This window comes from Paenibacillus xinjiangensis (genome assembly GCF_059686975.1).
Genome location: NZ_JCAALS010000001.1, coordinates 1 through 16665 on the forward strand (window position 1 = coordinate 1; position 16665 = coordinate 16665).

14 protein-coding genes are annotated in these 16665 nt (G+C 49.0%); 5 read left to right on the forward strand and 9 right to left on the reverse strand.

All coding sequences use genetic code 11. The features are described from left to right. Positions 1-344: 344 nt before the first annotated feature. The 5 genes from AC6ESP_RS00005 to AC6ESP_RS00025 all read right to left on the reverse strand — a co-directional run bounded on the left by AC6ESP_RS00005 (position 345) and on the right by AC6ESP_RS00025 (position 4785). The gene (locus tag AC6ESP_RS00005; RefSeq protein ID WP_497094619.1) at positions 345-737 is read right to left on the reverse strand and encodes an acyl-CoA thioesterase; all 393 of its coding nucleotides are present in this window, start codon (positions 735-737) and stop codon (positions 345-347) included. 79 nt (positions 738-816) lie between these two features. Beyond that, a complete protein-coding gene (locus AC6ESP_RS00010) occupies positions 817-1896 on the reverse strand; it encodes a Gfo/Idh/MocA family protein (RefSeq protein ID WP_497094620.1) in 1080 nt (359 codons plus the stop codon). 14 nt (positions 1897-1910) lie between these two features. Then, positions 1911-2861: an AraC family transcriptional regulator gene (locus tag AC6ESP_RS00015; protein ID WP_497094621.1), complete on the reverse strand. Its 951-nt coding sequence runs from the start codon at positions 2859-2861 to the stop codon at positions 1911-1913. 3 nt (positions 2862-2864) lie between these two features. After that, positions 2865-3872 carry a Gfo/Idh/MocA family protein gene (locus AC6ESP_RS00020; protein WP_497094622.1) on the reverse strand — a complete coding sequence of 336 codons (1008 nt, stop codon included), beginning with the start codon at positions 3870-3872 and terminating at the stop codon, positions 2865-2867. 118 nt (positions 3873-3990) lie between these two features. Next, entirely contained in the window at positions 3991-4785 is a 795-nt protein-coding gene (locus tag AC6ESP_RS00025) for a helix-turn-helix domain-containing protein (protein WP_497094623.1), read from the reverse strand. Between the two features lie 205 nt (positions 4786-4990). Here AC6ESP_RS00025 and AC6ESP_RS00030 point away from each other — a divergent pair, with 205 nt between their 5' ends. The 3 genes from AC6ESP_RS00030 (at position 4991) to fabI (ending at position 8673) form a co-directional block, all read left to right on the forward strand. Next, on the forward strand, positions 4991-6289 hold the full coding sequence (locus tag AC6ESP_RS00030; RefSeq protein WP_497094624.1) for a Gfo/Idh/MocA family protein: 1299 nt from the start codon (positions 4991-4993) through the stop codon (positions 6287-6289). Between the two features lie 7 nt (positions 6290-6296). Further along, the gene (uxaC, locus tag AC6ESP_RS00035) at positions 6297-7703 is read left to right on the forward strand and encodes a glucuronate isomerase (protein WP_497094625.1); all 1407 of its coding nucleotides are present in this window, start codon (positions 6297-6299) and stop codon (positions 7701-7703) included. 181 nt (positions 7704-7884) lie between these two features. Continuing rightward, a complete protein-coding gene (gene fabI, locus AC6ESP_RS00040; RefSeq protein ID WP_497094626.1) occupies positions 7885-8673 on the forward strand; it encodes an enoyl-ACP reductase FabI in 789 nt (262 codons plus the stop codon). Between the two features lie 68 nt (positions 8674-8741). On the opposite strand, the gene AC6ESP_RS00045 is transcribed toward fabI, so the two are convergent. Next, the gene (locus tag AC6ESP_RS00045; RefSeq protein WP_497094627.1) at positions 8742-9965 is read right to left on the reverse strand and encodes an aspartate aminotransferase family protein; all 1224 of its coding nucleotides are present in this window, start codon (positions 9963-9965) and stop codon (positions 8742-8744) included. Positions 9966-10190: 225 nt separating this feature from the next. Here AC6ESP_RS00045 and AC6ESP_RS00050 point away from each other — a divergent pair, with 225 nt between their 5' ends. After that, the gene (locus AC6ESP_RS00050; RefSeq protein ID WP_497094628.1) at positions 10191-11213 is read left to right on the forward strand and encodes a dienelactone hydrolase family protein; all 1023 of its coding nucleotides are present in this window, start codon (positions 10191-10193) and stop codon (positions 11211-11213) included. Between the two features lie 74 nt (positions 11214-11287). Here the strand turns inward: AC6ESP_RS00050 and AC6ESP_RS00055 are convergent, their stop codons facing one another. The 3 genes from AC6ESP_RS00055 to AC6ESP_RS00065 form a co-directional block, all read right to left on the reverse strand. Continuing rightward, complete coding sequence (locus AC6ESP_RS00055) at positions 11288-12583, reverse strand: glycoside hydrolase family 27 protein (protein WP_497094629.1); 1296 nt, start codon at positions 12581-12583, stop codon at positions 11288-11290. 116 nt (positions 12584-12699) lie between these two features. Beyond that, positions 12700-13584 carry an AraC family transcriptional regulator gene (locus AC6ESP_RS00060; protein WP_497094630.1) on the reverse strand — a complete coding sequence of 295 codons (885 nt, stop codon included), beginning with the start codon at positions 13582-13584 and terminating at the stop codon, positions 12700-12702. A gap of 5 nt (positions 13585-13589) precedes the next feature. Beyond that, positions 13590-14507 carry a helix-turn-helix transcriptional regulator gene (locus tag AC6ESP_RS00065; protein WP_497094631.1) on the reverse strand — a complete coding sequence of 306 codons (918 nt, stop codon included), beginning with the start codon at positions 14505-14507 and terminating at the stop codon, positions 13590-13592. A gap of 136 nt (positions 14508-14643) precedes the next feature. On the opposite strand from AC6ESP_RS00065, the gene AC6ESP_RS00070 reads away from it, so the two are divergent. Further along, positions 14644-16602 (forward strand): glycoside hydrolase family 127 protein, encoded by a 1959-nt coding sequence (locus AC6ESP_RS00070; protein ID WP_497094632.1) that lies wholly within the window; start codon positions 14644-14646, stop codon positions 16600-16602. Positions 16603-16665 lie beyond the last annotated feature (63 nt).

Below are 16665 nucleotides of genomic sequence, written 5' to 3' on the forward strand. Positions count from 1 at the left end.
AACTCTTCTGTATATTGATTACGTGGTTGTTTCTCCATACAGGACACCCCTTCTCGTTATTGTCATTATCCTCATACACTTAACGAGTGTCCACTTTTTATTCTAGCTGCAAGAATACAATCTATGGATGCTGTTAAGGACGAAAACCTAATTAGATTGTATAGAATACAGTCAAATCAGCTGAATCCGAACCTGGATACTAAAGGCTGCAGCTGCTCAAGACTTGAGAAAATGGCTAGCGGTCAACACCCTAACAGCCAGAGTTAGCGATAGAAAAAAACAGCCAATCTCCCGCAAATTAATCTAGGCATGGCGGGAGAATTGACCGTTTTCTAGTGAAATATTTAACTGAACAGCTGGCGAAGCTGATCCGGAACAGGCCGGCTGCGCCTCGTCTCCACGTCCAGTGCGACGCTTGTAATCAGAGCATCGGCACAGAGCTCGCCGGCTTCATTGACGATTCTCTGGGAGAGGACGAAGCTGCTGCGTCCAACGGATTGCGGTGAGGTTAACACCGTCAGGCAATCGCCTTGCAGGCATTCCTTGCGGTAATTGATGTTAATGTTAACCGTAACCGTCTGGCAGCCTAGTTGCTTCAGCACATCATACTGCAGATTGCCTGCCTCGTACCATTCCTCGCGGCCCCATTCGAGATACTCCAAATATTTGGCGTTATTCACATGGCCGTTGACGTCGATCTCTGTAGGACGCACGATAAGTGCCAGCGTTGTGATCATAGGCTCAATCTCCTTGTCTGCTTCCCGATTACTTCTAATAGTAGGACATAAGAAGGACCGTTAGCAAGCGAGCTTGCTGCTACAGATATACGGCTTTGCCTGTGCGGGATGATTCATAGATCGCTTCAAGAATTTGCGATACAACGTAAGCTTGCTCAGGAGTAACAACCGGGTCCGTATCCTCTTCAATCGCTTTGATCCACATTCTCATCTCAAGCTCAGGGGCATTGTCTGTCGCTCCATCGTAGAAGGCAACTCCGCCGGATTTAAGCTCGATCTCATTCGTATACAAGCGGCTGTGCTTCTCGCCGTTAATGCGAAGGCCACCCTTCATATCCGCTCCGCCTTCTGTTCCGGAGAGCGTACACTTGGCCTCATCAACGTCTAGCGTATTGAGAGCCCAGCTGGACTCAAGCACAATCGTTGCGCCATTCTCCATAACAATCATGCCGAATGCCGAATCTTCTACCGTGAATTTAGCAGGGTCCCATGGTCCCCAAGCATTCGCCGCATTCTCACGCTGGGATAGCTTATGATAAGCTGTGCCAAGCACAACCTTAGGCTTGTAATTGTCCATCATCCACAGCGTCAGATCAAGCGCATGCGTTCCGATATCGATAAGCGGTCCGCCGCCTTGCTTCTCCTCGTCCAGGAATACGCCCCAAGTCGGTACGGCGCGGCGACGAATCGCATGGGCTTTGGCATAATAAACCTCGCCAAGCTCACCAGCCTCGCATACGGTCTTCAGATATTGACTGTCTGCACGGAAGCGGTTGTTGTAGCCAATGGTCAGCTTTTTGCCGGTTCGTTTCACTGCTTCGACCATACGCGCTGCATCCTCGGCTGTTTTGGCCATTGGCTTCTCGCACATCACATGCTTGCCAGCTTCCAGAGCGGCAATAGCGATATCGGCGTGGGAGTCATTAGGCGTACAGACGTGAATAATTTCAATCGAGCTGTCCTTCAGCAGTTCTTGGTAATCGGCCGTTACAAGGGCGCCCTCGATGCCATATTTAGCAGCTGCTTCTTCTGCGCGATGTACTTCAATATCGCAAAAAGCTACGATTTCTACATGGTTCAGCTTGCTAAGACTAGGCAGATGCTTGCCGTTCGCGATACCGCCGCAGCCTATAATTCCAATTCGATGTGTATGAGACATAATGATTTCCTCCTCTAATTTGTTGAGCTGACTGCTTGCCGAAGGCGATATTCTGAAGGCGTCATTCTGAATTTCTTGCGGAATACGGCATGCAGATAGTTGCCGTTGGCAAAGCCTGTTACTTTGGCGATTTGCTCAATCGGCTGTGTGCTCTCATCCAGTGTGCGGCACACGGCCTTTAATCGGATCTCCTCCAGCGTTTCGCTGAACGATCTGCCATCTCCTGCCTGCTTGAATATTCTTTGAATATGCCGCGAGCTTAGGTTGAGCTTATCTGCAATATCCTCAAGCGTCACGATGCCTGCATAATTGGCCTGCATATATTCAAGGGCAAGACGATAGCGGTAAGCCTTCATATCGCGAGTTGGCAGCTGAGGCTGCTCCTGTGCTTTAACCGTGTCGTATGCGCGAACAGCTCTGAGCAAAATTTGAATGACATTCTGCTTAATCGTCGTGTAGCTTCCTGTGAAATTACTGCTGCAAGCTTCATAAGCTTGCAGGAACAGTGGCATGGCCTGATGCACGTCGAAGGTTGGGAAGAGCGGGAGTGTTCTAAGCTTGTTGATGCAATCATCAGCCTCAGCTATTTCCCATTGATCAATCTCCTCAGGTAGGGAGCCGTCAGCTTGCTCGTTCCTGCGGTCGATAAAGTCTACGTGTAGACACAGCTCATCCATGGCTTCATTAGGATCGGCTTCTTGATAATGGAGCACGTCTGGCCCAGTCAGATAGAATTGGCCTGCTCTTAGTGAGTAAGGCTCATCAACAAGGATGACCGTTCCTTTGCCTCTTGGGATGAAATGAAACTCAAATTCGGCATGCTTATGGAAGTTTAGAATTTTGCCTGGCGGGAACTGAGTAAGATGGAAGCGAAGCACATGAATGTCGTAATATCCCCAGCGAATACACAATTCCAGCCGCTCCAATGCGTCCTGACGCTCCTCCATAACTTCATAGGGAAACATGGCTTATTGCTCCAGCTCGGATAACTTGACCGCACGATTATCGCGCACAGATCGGTTCGCTGCTTCCATCAGCTGGGTAAGCTGTACGGCTACCGCAATATTTTCCTCAGCAACCGTGTCATTCTGAATATGTTCGACCCATTGCTCGAAAGCGCTTACTACTGGTGCAGGAAGCGGTAGATCATGCCATTGCTCTGGGGCGAATCGGTTTGGGTCAGCATTCGTGCGAATAAGCAGCTTGGCATCAGGCGTCCCATAGAGCAAGGTCCCCTTGGTGCCTTGTACTTCAATCGTGAATGGAGAGTAAGGGTTAACGAAGCCTGCTTCCACAATACCGATCGCGCCAGACTCTGTAGACAGAAGCGCTACCGCATTGTCTTCAACTTCTTTGCCAGTGATATAACCGAATTGTGCGGATACATCGACAGGCGTTTCTCCAAGAAACAGACTGGTCAGGTACATGGGATGACAGCCTAGGTCGATTAAGGCTCCGCCTGCACATTGTTCGAGATTGTAGAAATGCTGCGGAAGCCAATCTCTTACGGCCCCGTCATGCGATAGTCGACATCTTACCTGAGTAACCTTGCCCACCAGTCCTTGCTGCAGAATATCACGAATGGCAATGGTATAGGGCTCATTAAGCCGCGGCAGTGATACGGTCAGCTTCACTTCGCTGCTCGTAATCTGAGCAATTATTTCATTGACCTCCTTGATAGTTGGAGCGATAACCTTTTCTGTAAAAATATGCTTGCCTGCAAGCGCCGCGGCGATCATAACGTCACGGTGTATATGAGTAGGCGCGTCTACGATAACAGCATCGATATCAGGCTGCTGCAGCAGCTCCTCCAGATTCTCGTAGAAGGTAACGCCAAGCTTATCAGCGGCTGCACGGCCACGTTCAGGAAGCTCGTCCCACACGGCTACAATTTCAGTATCCGGATGCTGCTGTGCTTGCTTTGTATAATCCCAAGCGTGTACATGCCAATAGCTGATCTTACCAATTCGTAGCATTTGTCCATCTCCCTTAGGCGCCATAATATACAATATTGAGACAACACAGTAAATCTAACATATTATTCGCTATTATTTTAGTTCAAATATATGACTTGCACTATATAAAATTACGACATCATAGACGGTTGCGATAGTCGCGTGGAGAGGAATGCGTTATTTTCTTGAATGTCTTGCCAAAATGGGAGAAATTATCGAATCCGATAGCAGCAGCAATGTCTGTGATCGGCAGATCCGTCTCGCGCAGCAAGCGCTGAGCTTCCTTGATTCGTGTAATGGATACATAATCGGAGAATGCAAAGCCGGTAATCTCCTTGAACATTCGACTTAAATAATAGGAGCTGATATAAAACTGCTCGGCGAGTAAGCCGAGTCGCAGCGGCTCTGCAAAATGGTTATTGATATAGCGGACGATTTCAGAGATTTTGGCATGCGTAGGTGTAGCGTGATCCAATGGAACGGGCTCATGCAGGAGCAAATACCTGGCAACCTGCAGCAGCAGGTCGGTAACGGCAGCCCTTGGATATAGGCTGTAGCCAGGCGGCTTGTCTTGAATCTCACTGACTATGCGCCGGATGAGCTGATCCATCATCAGCTGCTCTTGACGGGGAAGCCTTAGAACATGAATATCCTGCTGAAAAGGGCTGAGCAGAAGCGCTTCATGTCCCGGCTCAGAGGCAATGCTCTGAATAAAGCGGTCATTCAAATGAATGAGGACACGCTCGTTAGCGGCAGCTCCTGCGAACAATGTTTTGTGAACATGATGCTTGGGAATAAACACAAGATCGCCTTGTTCAATCGAATAGGAGCGGTCTCTTACGAAGTATATCCGCTTGCCGGACAATAGGTAGTAGACTTCATAATAGTCATGATAATGGTCATCATCCATTGTATAGGGCTCGGGACGCTTCACATATTCAATGAAAAGGTCATTAATGCTTCCATAGCTCAGCAGTGCTTCGAGTGTGTTCGCTATCGTAATCAGCCCTTTCTTCTATCTCTCAATCGCAAGAAAAGCGGGGTTTGGTCATTTTCAAGCACTATTTGAGGAGAATTATAGCATCATATGCGTTAAGATAGCACTATAATCATAAATAAAACCAAAAGGGTGAGCTGCAATGAGTGCAAAGAAAAAGTATGTATTAGTCGGAACCGGAGGAAGGGCCGAGTTTTTTTATTCCGCGATTGCAACCGATTTCAAGGACACATCGGAGCTGCTCGCTTTTTGTGATATTAACCAGACTCGTATGAACTATGCGAACAAAAGACTGACGGACAAATATAACTATCATGCTGTTCGTACTTATAAATCCGACGAATTCGATAACATGATTGAAGCGGAGAAGCCTGATACCGTTATCGTGACAAGCGTAGACCGCACGCATCATACGTACATTATTCGCGCGCTTGAGCTTGGCTGTGACGTTATTACTGAGAAGCCAATGACTGTTGATGAGAAGAAATGCCAAGAAATTATCGATACTGTAGAGCGCACGGGCAAGAACGTGAGAGTAACGTTCAATTACCGCTATGCGCCGCATCATACGAAGGCAAGAGAGCTGATTGCGAGTGGTGTGATCGGTAAAGTCAATTCGGTGCATTTCGAATGGCTGCTGAACACGCAGCATGGAGCAGACTACTTCCGTCGTTGGCACCGCGACAAACGCAATAGCGGGGGCCTGCTCGTACACAAATCCACGCATCACTTCGATCTGGTCAACTTCTGGATTGGTTCGCAGCCAGAAACCGTATTCGCATTCGGAGATTTGCTCTATTACGGTAGAGAAAATGCTGAGCAGCGCGGTGTGACGCAGTTCTATGAACGTGCAACAGGCAATCCGCATGCGAAGGATGATCCTTTTGCCCTCCATTTGGATTCCAATGAGCAGTTGAAAGGGCTGTATCTGGATGCTGAGCATGAGGATGGCTACCGTCGTGACCAAAGCGTGTTCGGAGATGGTATTAACATTGAGGATACGATGGGTGTCATGGTGCGATATAAGAATAATGCGATTCTGACGTATTCCCTTAACGCGTATCTGCCTTGGGAAGGGTATCGCATTGCCTTCAACGGAACGAAGGGCCGGATGGAAATGACGATCGTTGAGCAGTCTTACGTGAACGCAGGCGGTGAGAAATCACAAGAGGGCGCGCTGAAGGGCAAGACGATGACCGTATATCCGATGTTCGCGGCTCCCTATGAGGTTGAGGTCGAGGAAGGCATTGGCGGTCACGGCGGCGGCGATCCTGTGCTGCTGAACGATCTTTTTGGCACTCCAGTAGAGGATCCATTCAATCGTGCGGCGAATCATGTAGATGGTGCTAGATCGATATTGACAGGGATTGCTGCGAATCGCTCCATTCAGACTGGTGAAGCAGTCAAGGTTGATGATTTGGTGAAGTTTGGGAGGGGGTAAGGTACAAGTGAAATCATTTCTAGATGATAACTTTTTGTTAACGAATGAAACAGCGGTGCATCTCTATCACCATGTAGCGAAGGATTTGCCGATTATTGATTATCACTGCCATCTTAGTCCACAGCAAATTTATGAGAACATCAGCTTCTCTAATCTGACGGAGGCTTGGCTGTACGGCGATCATTACAAATGGCGGGCTATGCGTGCGAATGGCACTGAGGAAGCATTCGTTACTGGCGGCGAGGGCGTGTCTGACTACGACCGGTTCGCAGCATGGGCGAGGACCGTACCTCAGACGATTGGCAATCCGCTCTATCATTGGTCTCATCTCGAGCTGCAGCGGTTCTTCGGCGTCTATGAGCTGATTAATGAGAAGAATGCTCCTGCGATCTGGGAGAAGGTTAATGCCAAGCTTGCAGGTGATGGCTTCCGTGCCCGAGATTTGATTGTGAACTCCAAGGTAGAGGTCATCTGTACGACAGATGATCCGGCGGATTCACTGGAATACCATCTTCTGATCAAAGAATTGCCTGATTTCAACATGAAAGTATTGCCTTCATTCCGTCCAGACAAAGCCCTTGAGATTAATCGTGCGGGCTTCCTAGAATGGGTTGAGAAGCTTGCGCAAGCAGCTGGCAGTAAGATAGACAGCTATGATGCACTACTATCGGCGCTTGAGGCGAGAGTCAGCTTCTTCCATGAAGCAGGCTGTCTCGTATCCGATCATGCGCTTGATTATGTGCCTTACGCGGAGACGACGAAGGAGGAAGCGGCTCTTATTTTCTCCAAAGCGTTGACCGGAAGCACCGTTACTCTGGAAGAAGAGAAGAAATATAAGACCTACACGCTTATCTTTCTTGGCAAGCAGTATGCGGAGCGAGGCTGGGCTATGCAGCTGCATATTAATGCCGCTAGAGGCAATAACTCACGCATGCTTGCACGTCTAGGTCCGGATACGGGGTATGATTCTATTAATGACAGCCCAGTTGCTTATCCGCTAGTTAAGCTGCTGGATGCCTTGGCTTCTGAGGATCTTCTTCCTCGTACGATCGTGTATTCCTTGAATGCGATGGACAATGAGGTGTTAGGCTCCATTATCGGAAGCTTCCAGGGTGATGGCATTCCAGGTAAAATACAGCTAGGCTCGGCTTGGTGGTTCAATGATACGAAAGATGGCATGCTCACACAGATGAAGGTATTAGCGAATTTTGGTCTGCTCAGCCGATTCGTCGGCATGCTTACGGATTCGCGCAGCTTCCTCTCTTATACAAGACATGAATACTTCCGCAGAATTCTGTGCAATCTGCTCGGTGAATGGGTGGAGAATGGCGAAGCGCCTAATGATACAGAGCTGCTAGAGGAAATCGTTCGTAATGTGTCTTATTATAATGCGAAGCACTATTTCAGATTCTAATTGAATAGCTGGAAGCCGCATCGGCGCTTGTTGACCCTTAGGGGAAACAGCTGCCATGCGGTTTTTTGGCGTTTCTATGGGGAAGAGGGTCGTCCGCTATCCGACTATTGATTGATTACAGCGGTTATAGAGCATATAATGGATCAAGCTGGTACAGTGTAAGATTTCATTCTCAACCTAGATGGAGGAACAACAATTGTCGAACTTGATGGAAAATAAAATCGTTGTCGTAATGGGCGTTGCCAACGAGAGAAGTATCGCCTGGGGCATAGCGAAGTCGCTGCATGCTGAGGGAGCTAAGCTGATTTTTACATATCGCAAAGAGAGATCACTGGAGAAGCTGACGAAGCTTCTGAATGAACATACGATTGAACCACTGCTCACTGTCTCTTGTGATGTGCTTGATGACAGCAGTGTAGAAGCTGCCTTCGCTCGTATTGGCGAATCGGTAGGCACGATCCATGGTTTGGTTCATTCTGTGGCATACGCGGAGAAAGAGGGACTTCAAGGCGGATTCTCGGAGACATCAAGAGAAGTCTTCCTACAAGCCCAGAATTCCAGCTCGTATTCATTGGTAGCTGTAGCGCGGGAAGCGAAGAAGCTGATGACAGAGGGCGGCAGCATCGTGACGCAATCCTATATCGGGGCTGAGCGTGCTGTGAAAAACTACAATGTCATGGGAGTTGCCAAAGCTGCTCTTGAAGCGAATGTGAGATATTTGGCTGAGGATCTCGGCAAGTATGGCATTAGAGTCAATGCAATCTCTGCTGGTCCTATTCGGACCCTCTCGGCCAAGGGAGTCTCGGGCTTCAACGACATTCTGTCGACGATCGAAGAGAAAGCGCCGCTCCGCCGCAATGTGGATCAAGAGGAAGTCGGCGATGCTACGCTGTTCTTGATCAGCAAGCTGTCGAGAGGGATTACTGGCGAGGTTCTTCACGTGGATGCAGGTTACCATATTGTAGGCTAGATTATAGCAGAACAAACAGCTGATGGAGCTTCGACTCCTTCAGCTGTTTTTTTATAATTATTCACTCCTTATAAGGCTAGTTGGGTCTTGGCCCTGAGTCCGGCTTTATTCAAGCATAACGTCAATAATTCAAGCATTCTATCACATTCTTGCTTCGTCACGATTAATGCTGGCATGAGCCTAATTGTAGAGGCCTTGGGTGAATTGATGAGCAGTCCTTCCTCTAAGCAGAGGTCTACTAGAATGGGAGCATAGCCCTCTGGCACTTCAAAAGCAAGCATTAAGCCCTTACCGCGAATATCCGTTATCGGATACTCGGTGGACAGCTTCTGCAACTGGCTGATGATGTAGCTGCCCTGCTGCTCGGCATTGCCGGATAAATCCTGCTTCATAATTTCTTCAACAACCGCTTTGCCAACTGCCATTGCGAGCGGAGTACCTGTATAGGTGCTGCCTTGATCGCCAGGCTCGAATAGATCGAATTTCTTGCTCGTAAGCATGGCAGATAAAGGGAAGCCGCCGCCGATTCCTTTGCCAAGTGTCATTACGTCCGGTTTAATATCATAATGCTCATGAGCGAACAGCTCGCCTGTTCTTCCGAGTCCGGTCTGTACCTCGTCGAATATGAGCATGATACCGTAGATATCGCATGCTTTGCGTATGGCTTGCAGGTAAGGACCATCTACAGCATGAACGCCGCCCTCTCCCTGAACAAGCTCCAACATGATCGCACAAGTATTCTCATTAATAGCAGAGAAGCAAGCGTCGAAATCATTAATGGGAACATGCTTGAAGCCCGGAACCTTCGGCTCATATAAGCTATCCCACTGCGATTTGCCCGTTGCGGACATCATCGCCAGCGTTCTTCCATGGAAGCTGTTCGTTAGCGTAATAATCTCATAAGCCCCGTTCAGATTCACTGCCCCGTGCTTACGTGCGAGCTTGATTGCACTTTCATTAGCTTCCGCGCCGCTGCTCCCGAAGAACACTTTATCTAGGCCGGATACGCTCGTTAGCAGCTCGGCGAATTCAATCATGGGTTTGTTGTGATAAGCAGGGCTTACATTCACTAACTCCCCCGATTGCTTGAGCAGAGCTTCACGCAGGATAGCTGGCGAATGTCCTAGACTAGTAACAGCCCAGCCGCCAATGAAATCCAAATAGGATTTATGCTCGGTATCCCACAAATACATGCCTTCTCCGCGTTCCATCACGAGGGAAGGGCGCTTAATGGTGAAAAGTATAGATTGCTCAGCTTTCTCAAGCAAGCTGGCTGTTACAGGCTGGGACATCAATATCAAACCTCCGTATGCACGTTATAATGTATAAATATACATTAATGTTAATAAAAATACAACAGGCAAATGACGGGACTAATAACCATTGAAAAAGCTGATAAAACATCATTCCTGTTACATGTAATATGAAGTACAATGAAAGCGCATACTCATTTGACGTATTAGGCTAGAACAAGCTTACTCGTAAGGACTACTTATTTGGTCAGGGGGCTGCCATCCATGTGGAATGGGGATTCATTATTAAATCGGTTATATGAAGAGGCTATTGCTGCTCATGAAGAGAGCAGGCAAGCGTGCACAGCTGTAGAAAGAAAGGCGAGACTGAAGGGAGCGCTGCAGGAAGCGATAGGCAGCTTTGAGCCGAACCAAGGTCATACGCCAGTGCTTCTGGAGCGTGTGCAGTGCGACGGTTATGTTCGAGAACGAATTGAGCTGTCAGCTACACCGGATCTGACATTCGGTGCCTATGTGCTGCTGCCGCAGGATGTGGAAGGACCACTTCCAGCTGTACTTGCTATACATGGACATGGCTATGGAAGCAGAGAAATTGTAGGACTGCTGCCAGATGGCTCTGTTGATGAAGGGGAGCCTAACATCCATCAGCATTTTGCCGTGCAGCTAGTACGACGAGGGATGGTGGTCATTGCTCCAGATGTTATCGGCTTCGGGGAACGCCGACTGCTATCAGAGGTTGAAGGCAATCCCAATATCCCTAACTCCTGTTATAAGCTGTCGACTCAGCTTATGATGCTAGGCAAAACCTTGATTGGGCTGCGGACTGCGGAAGCATTAAAGGCATTGGAGTATGTCGCAGCTAGACCAGAAGTATATTCGGAACGCATCGGCGTAATGGGCTTCTCAGGCGGAGGATTGATCGGATATGTTGCTGCGGTGCTGGAGGAGCGTATTCGTGCTGCAGTGCTAACGGGCTTCAGCAATACCTTCAAGGACAGTATTCTAGGAATTCATCATTGCATTGATAATTACACGCCAGGGCTGCTCGTCCATGCGGAATTGCCAGAGCTGATTGGGTTGATCGCTCCTCGCCCGCTGTTTCTGGAGTCAGGGGAGCATGATCCGATATTCCCGGTAGCAGGATTCCGCAAGGCAGCTGCCGACATTCGGGACATCTACCAAGCCGAGGGGGCAGAGGAGAAGCTGGCAACGGATATATTCCCGGGTGCACATGAAATTAGCGGCAGACATTCCTATGACTGGTTAAGAGACACGCTTGCTAGATAAATCTAGATTCTGTTTCGGTGAGGATAAAAAGAAAAACCCTCAGCAGCTTCGAAGCCGCTGAGGGGAGAAATAAGCTATATAGATAGCTTCACAAGTATAGAAGCATGAGGGGCAAGCTCGAATGACAGCTCGCTGTCAACAACTCCGAGGCTCTCGCCTCTCCAGAGATCGCGCACGGGTACAGCGGCTGCTCCGCTAAGACCAAGCTGCTCAAGCGTTACGCTGACCGTATCGGCTTCTTCTCCTGCATTGAACAGGGCGACATAGACGCTGCCTTCATCATTAGACGCGGTCCATACGATCCGGTCGATATCTCGCGATACTAATCTAGCACCATGACTAGTCCTGTGCATGGCTAGCACTTCACGGTTCGTAAGCAGGGACAGCGTCCACTCGTCGTTATCGTTCATCTCGCCGCCGAACATGAGCGGAGAGCGGAAGATCGACCATAGCGTCATCATCGTCAGCTGTTCATCCTTGGTGAACCGTGTCCATCTGTCAGCACCGCCGCCATCGACGGAGCGGATACCAAGATGGCCTAGCGGCAGCATATCGCAATCCGGCCAGTGGCCTGCGCCAACATGAGGCTCCCATTTCTCGCAGCGATCGAACATATCATGCAGAAGCGGCCAGAGATCCCAATAATCATCGGTTATCCGCCACATATTCGCGTTCGCGATAAGCTCCTCTGCATGCTCTACTGGAGCAGGACCTGGTGATAGGCTGAGTACCATCGGCCTTCCGCATTGGTCAATGGCATTACGGATCAATTGAATTTCATCGATCCGAATTCCGTAGAGGCGGGATGCGGCGATATCATCGACTTTTACGAAATCGACTTCCCACGAAGCATAGAGATTGAATAAGGAATTGTAATATTTCTGAGCGCCTTCTTTGCTTGCGTCTACCCCATACATATCGGTATTCCAAGGACAGATAGAGCCTGTCCATGTCTGAGCAATGGAGCGTGCGGTTGCAGTAGTGCCGAGAATAGGCGTATCTGCATGAACGGCTTGCCTAGGAATGCCCCTCATAATATGAATGCCGAACTTCAAGCCGAGGCCATGAACATAATCAGCAAGCGCCTTGAAGCCATTGCCGTCCGCTGCGGATGGGAAGCGATTCACTGCCGGAATGAGCCGTGAATGTTCATCCATCTCAAGTGGCACATAAGGACGGTAGGCTGAAGAATAAGCGCCAGGCTCATACCACTGGATATCGACCACGACATATTCCCAGCCGTAAGGCTTCAGGTGCTCTGCCATATATTGCGCATTAGCGCGTACTTCCTCTTCCTTCACGCTTGCTCCGTAGCAATCCCAGCTGTTCCAGCCCATTGGTGGTGTTGATGCTAATGTATGATGGTTCATCGCTTGCAATCTTCCCTTCTGTAATAAGCTAGCCTTATCCCTATGGTATAGGCTGTAGAAGAGCGATACTAGCATAATGTATTGCGGTACTATGTAAAATATTGCGGTCACATTGGTTAGTCGAACATAAACCGGTCAATAGAAGGAAGCTCTTTCGCTTTGCGAAATTCGCCTGGCGGGAAGCCGATCCAGCTGCGGAATACTTTGCTGAAGTAGCTGCCGCTGGCGAAGCCTACTGCCCTGGCGACTTCATCGACGGTCAAGGAAGATCTGCGAAGCAGCTGTACGGCGCGTTCCATTCGAAGCTTGGTCAAATAAGCGATCGGTGTCATGCCTGTTGCCTCTGTGAATGTTCTCGTCAGATGGAATTTGGAGGAGCCAGCGGCAGAGGCAATGTCATCCAGGCTCTCTGGACGATGATAATGAAGCTCCATATAATTGGCAGCAAGCTTTACTTTATCAGGCCATCCCGCTCGCTCTTTGCGTTGTGCAGACTCATAGCGGCTCAGCTCCATGATGAACTGATAGACGAGTGATGACGCGCGGTAGGTGTCTTGAATCCGTCCAAGCCGAGCTTCGGAATAGATGAGCTGAAGCATACGAATAGGTGCGCTCCCTGCTTCCAGCTGCGGAAGAGGAGAGAGGGTGCGAACGAGCTCTTCCCACAGCTCTGCCAAATAACGCTGCCTGAACAAAATAAAATAAAACTCCCACTCCGGACTGGTTGGCGGCAAGTAATAGCGGTGCTGTCCGGGGATTTCCACCATAAAAGCCGTTCCTGCTGGAACGCTGAAGGTCTGATCTCCAATGTCGATATGGCCGCAGCCAGACAGTGTATATTGAAATAAGTAGAGCGGACCGTCTATTCGTTTCATTCCATCCCAGTCATAGGAAGGATCAGTCACTCTATCATAGCCGACAGCGAATAGCTGATAGACAGGCTGCACAGCCGTGTCCTGGAATCGATAACCGAATATGCCATACTCCTCAGTTGGAGCCATTTGCTTCACCTTCTTTTTGTCTGGGATGATGTGGACGGTGCGGATGCTGAGCCTTGCATGAATTGCTTGCGGTACTTCATCGGTGATATGCCGATTTCATTCGTGAAGCAGCTGGAGAAATAAGGGGTATTCTCGAAGCCGACATACCGGGCGATCTCTGCTACGGGCCAATCTGTCTTGAGCAGAAGCAGCTTCGCTTGCTCCAGCCGATAATGGCTCAAGAAGGCGATTGGTGTCATGCCATACACCTGCTTCATACAGCGAGTAATGTAGTTGTAATGAAAATGCAGCTCTTCGGTTAATAGAGCGCTCGTAATAACAGAGCGGTAGTTATTCTTAATATAAGCTTCCGTTGTTTCTGCTACGGTTACGGCTGGACTCTCATATTGCTCGAATTGACGTAAGTCCAGCAGCTTCAGCAGTTCCTCGAACGTCTGCTGCTTGATCCAGAAGGCGCTGGAGCGGCGCTCGCTTGAAGCACGAAGCAGCTTCAGTGTTAGCTTCTGAATGAGTTCGGGATGAGGAAGGGTCCATACCTTCGGAATGGTAAGCGAATACGGAGCGGTGAGGAACCTGCTGGCATGCCCCTCTATATCCATGATCATATTGTCACTATTCGTCTCAACCCAATCGCATACCGTGTGGAAATGAATCCAGAAGAATGTCGTTTCTTCCGTACAAGGCTTAACGGAATAATGATAACGATTGGGAAGGAGAAGAAGTGATTGACCAGCAGTCAAGCTCCACTCTGTGTCTTCTTCGCCAATATGCAAGCATCCAGATTCGATAATAATAAGATCGAATACACCCAGATTGCGACGGCTGGGATGTGCTTCTCCTGGCAAATATCGGACACTTCCGCATTCTAGAAAATAAGGGGCGGGAGGTGCTAGGAAGAGCAGCTGCTCTGAGGAATACTGCATCGACACAAGCCTCCAATACTGTGTGATATTTTATAATAAATAAGGTGATTATATTCGTTTTTAACTTTTATTATAAAGAATACAATAATGGATGTCAGTATGAAATATTATAAGAGTTGTATGGAGGCGATCACGGATGAAGCAGTTAGCAGTGATAGAGAAAGCACATAAGGTTCCGCTTAAAAATGTTCAAATTAACGATCCATTCTGGAGTTATTATATTAAGCTGGTTCGCGATGTCGTAGTGCCTTATCAATGGGATGCTCTGAATGACCTTGTAGAGGGTGCGGAGCCGAGCCACGCTGTGCGGAATTTCAAAATTGCTGCAGGTATGGAGCAGGGTGAATTTCACGGCTATGTGTTCCAAGACAGCGATGTTGCCAAATGGCTGGAGGCTGTTGCGTATTTGCTGAATACCGAGAAGGACCCGACACTTGAGCAGATTGCCGATGGCATGATCGATATTATTGAGCAGGCACAGCATGAGAACGGTTACTTGAATACCTACTTCACGATCAAAGAGCCGGAGGGCAAATGGACCAACCTGAATGAATGCCATGAGCTTTATTGTGCGGGCCACATGATTGAAGCGGGAGTTGCGTATTATGAGGCTACGGGCAAAACAAAGCTTCTTGATATTGTGAGTCGCTTCGCGGACTATATCGATACCGTATTCGGAACAGAGCCAGGCAAGCTTCAAGGCTATGACGGCCATCAGGAAATAGAGCTGGCACTCGTTAAGCTATATAAAGCTACAGGTAATGAGAAATATATGAAGCTTGGTCAATATTTTATCGATCAGCGCGGTCAGAATCCGGAGTTTTACCAGCAGGAGCTGGCTAATCGCGAAGGAAAGTCGATATGGGGCGGCGTATCACAGACAGTCAATTATGAATATTTTCAAGCACATAAGCCTGTTCGTGAACAGGATCAAGCAGTCGGACATGCCGTAAGATTCGTCTATATGCTTGCTGGGATGGCAGATGTTGCCGCGGAGACGGGAGATATCCAGCTGCTGGAGGCTTGCCGCAGGCTGTGGGACAACATGGTGAACAAGCAGATGTATATCACGGGCGGTATTGGCTCAATGGCACAAGGAGAGGCGTTCTCCTTCGATTACGACCTGCCTAACGACACGGCCTATGCAGAGACCTGCGCCTCAATCGGCTTAATCTTCTTCGCTAATCGGATGCTTCTGATTGAGCCAGATAGCCGGTATGCAGATGTAATGGAGCGGGCGCTCTACAACACAGTGGTTGCTGGAATGTCGCGGGATGGCAAGCATTTCTTCTACGTAAACCCGCTAGAGGTAGACCCGAAGGCTTGCGGAGGCATGAACAAGAAGTTCGACCATGTGAAGCCGGTTCGTCAGGAATGGTTCGGCTGCGCTTGCTGTCCACCGAATGTGGCGCGTCTGCTGGCATCGCTCGGAGAATATGTGTATACAATGAAGAAAGATACGATATATACCCATCTGTATGTAGGAGGAGAAGCTCAACTGCTGCTAGAGGATGGCCATGAAGTGAAGCTTAAGCAGCAATCGGAGTATCCTTGGAACGGACGGATTAGCTTCGAGGTAGATGTACATGAAGCTCTGGCGTTCACGCTTGCGCTACGAATACCGAACTGGTGCTCGAATGCCACGATAGCTGTGAATGGGGAAACTTATAGCGTTCAGTTGGAGAAAGGCTATGCTCCTATCGTTAGAATATGGCAGCCAGGCGATACAGTGGAGCTGCTGCTTGATATGCCAATTAGCCGAGTGTACAGCCATCCCCTTATTCGTGGCAATATTGGTAAAGTCGCGCTCCAGCGCGGACCGCTCGTATACTGCCTAGAAGAAGCTGATAATGGTGCGAATCTGCATGAGTTATCGCTGCCGCGTCAGGCTGCCTTACATGTGAGAGATGAAGAAAATCTGCTTGATGGCATCCCTGTTATTGAAGCGCAGGGGCTGCGAACGACAACTGAAGCAGCGACAAGCATATATAGCAGCGATCCGGCGGATTCACGGCAAGAGCAGCTGACGTTCATTCCTTACTTTGCCTGGGCTAACCGAGGCGAGGGGGAAATGATGCTGTGGGTAAGGGAATAAGCCCTCCCCCACCAAGAAGCTGGCATTGTGACTACTCTCGTTATCGGGAGTAGTTTTTTTATT

Bases quoted from the DNA above. Each gene is read 5' to 3' on its own strand.
- AC6ESP_RS00005 (WP_497094619.1), bottom strand. From the start codon at position 737: ATGATCACAACGCTGGCACTTATCGTGCGTCCTACAGAGATCGACGTC.
- AC6ESP_RS00010 (WP_497094620.1), bottom strand. From the start codon at position 1,896: ATGTCTCATACACATCGAATTGGAATTATAGGCTGCGGCGGTATCGCG.
- AC6ESP_RS00015 (WP_497094621.1), bottom strand. From the start codon at position 2,861: ATGTTTCCCTATGAAGTTATGGAGGAGCGTCAGGACGCATTGGAGCGG.
- AC6ESP_RS00020 (WP_497094622.1), bottom strand. From the start codon at position 3,872: ATGCTACGAATTGGTAAGATCAGCTATTGGCATGTACACGCTTGGGAT.
- AC6ESP_RS00030 (WP_497094624.1), top strand. From the start codon at position 4,991: ATGAGTGCAAAGAAAAAGTATGTATTAGTCGGAACCGGAGGAAGGGCC.
- fabI (WP_497094626.1), top strand. From the start codon at position 7,885: ATGGAGGAACAACAATTGTCGAACTTGATGGAAAATAAAATCGTTGTC.
- AC6ESP_RS00045 (WP_497094627.1), bottom strand. From the start codon at position 9,965: ATGTCCCAGCCTGTAACAGCCAGCTTGCTTGAGAAAGCTGAGCAATCT.
- AC6ESP_RS00050 (WP_497094628.1), top strand. From the start codon at position 10,191: ATGTGGAATGGGGATTCATTATTAAATCGGTTATATGAAGAGGCTATT.
- AC6ESP_RS00055 (WP_497094629.1), bottom strand. From the start codon at position 12,583: ATGAACCATCATACATTAGCATCAACACCACCAATGGGCTGGAACAGC.
- AC6ESP_RS00060 (WP_497094630.1), bottom strand. From the start codon at position 13,584: ATGGCTCCAACTGAGGAGTATGGCATATTCGGTTATCGATTCCAGGAC.
- AC6ESP_RS00065 (WP_497094631.1), bottom strand. From the start codon at position 14,507: ATGCAGTATTCCTCAGAGCAGCTGCTCTTCCTAGCACCTCCCGCCCCT.
- AC6ESP_RS00070 (WP_497094632.1), top strand. From the start codon at position 14,644: ATGAAGCAGTTAGCAGTGATAGAGAAAGCACATAAGGTTCCGCTTAAA.